Annotated in this window: 1 protein-coding gene and 1 pseudogene; both read right to left on the reverse strand. The window is 74.5% G+C overall.

All coding sequences use genetic code 11. The features are described 5' to 3' along the window. Positions 1-207, reverse strand: a pseudogene (locus GL263_RS27040) (aminoglycoside phosphotransferase family protein); the annotation flags it as partial. Between the two features lie 131 nt (positions 208-338). Continuing rightward, positions 339-1,007 carry an NAD(P)H-binding protein gene (locus tag GL263_RS27045; protein WP_182858359.1) on the reverse strand — a complete coding sequence of 223 codons (669 nt, stop codon included), beginning with the start codon at positions 1,005-1,007 and terminating at the stop codon, positions 339-341. Between the last annotated feature and the right edge of the window lie 93 nt (positions 1,008-1,100).

The raw sequence follows: 1,100 nt of genomic DNA on the forward strand, positions 1-1,100 counted from the left end.
CAGGAGGACGTGGCGGCGGACGTCGGCGGCGATGAGCCGGGGTGTGCGGATGGGCGGGGGTGACGCGGTGAACGAGCGGTAGAGGTTGATCTCGTCCTGGAACCTGGCGGACCAGAAGGGTGTGTGGTCGAGGAGGAGTTTGGCGACGGCGGGGCTGGTGTCGCAGTCGCCGGCCAGCAGGATGGACTTCTCCGTGTGGGCGAGCACCTTCGCGGGGTGGAAGTCCGGGCGGAGTTGTACGGCTGGGCGGGCGACGTGTTCCAGTGAGGGGGCGATGGCGCCGGTTCTCCTTTGGACGGTCTCTCTGGCGGCGGCGTAGAGGGGGTGCCCGGGCGGGGTCAGTGGGTGAGGGCGCGGACGGCTTCGGGGATGGGGGTGTCGCCGGCGACGAGTTCGAGGGTGCGGCGGGCCGTGGCGGGTTCGTCGAGGAGGGCGAGGAGGACGGCGGCGACGTCGTCGCGGCTGATCTCGGCGCGGCCGGTGTGGTCGGCGAGGTGGACGCGGCCGGTGCCGGGGGTGTTGGTGAGGCGGCCAGGGCGGAGGATGGTCCAGTCGAGGTCGTCGCGGGCGCGGACGGCGGTGTCGGCGGCGCCCTTGGCGCGGAGGTAGGCGGCGAAGACGGGGTCGGTGCCGGGTGGCGGTTCCTCGTCGACGCGCATGGCGGAGACGACGAGGAGGCGTCGGACGCCGGCGCGGGCGGCGGCTTCGGCGAAGAGTTCGGCGGCTGCCCGGTCGACGGTCTCCTTGCGGGCGGTGCCGCTGCCGGGGCCCGCGCCGGCGGCGAAGACGGCGGCGTCGGCGCCGCGCAGGAGTTCGGCGACCTCGTCGGCGCCGGCGGTCTCCAGGTCGCAGACGACGGGTTCGGCGCCGGCGGCGCGTACGGTGGCGGCCTTCTCGAGTGTGCCCGTGTCGCGGATGAGTCCGTGTGCGGTGTCGCCGCGGTCGGCGAGGAGTCGTGCGAGTCGGGTGGCGATCTGTCCGGCTCCGCCGGCGATGACTGTGTGCATGTGCCCGACGGTACGCGGGGAGTTGGGCGCGCCGTGGGTGAAGTGGCGGCGTGGCGGTGGCGGTGGCGGCGGCGTGGTGGGGTGTCAGCCCTG

The organism is Streptomyces durbertensis (genome assembly GCF_014156695.1).
Lineage (GTDB): Bacteria > Actinomycetota > Actinomycetes > Streptomycetales > Streptomycetaceae > Streptomyces > Streptomyces durbertensis.

Excerpts from the sequence above, each read along its gene's own strand:
- GL263_RS27045 (WP_182858359.1), bottom strand. The coding sequence starts at position 1,007 with ATGCACACAGTCATCGCCGGCGGAGCCGGACAGATCGCCACCCGACTC.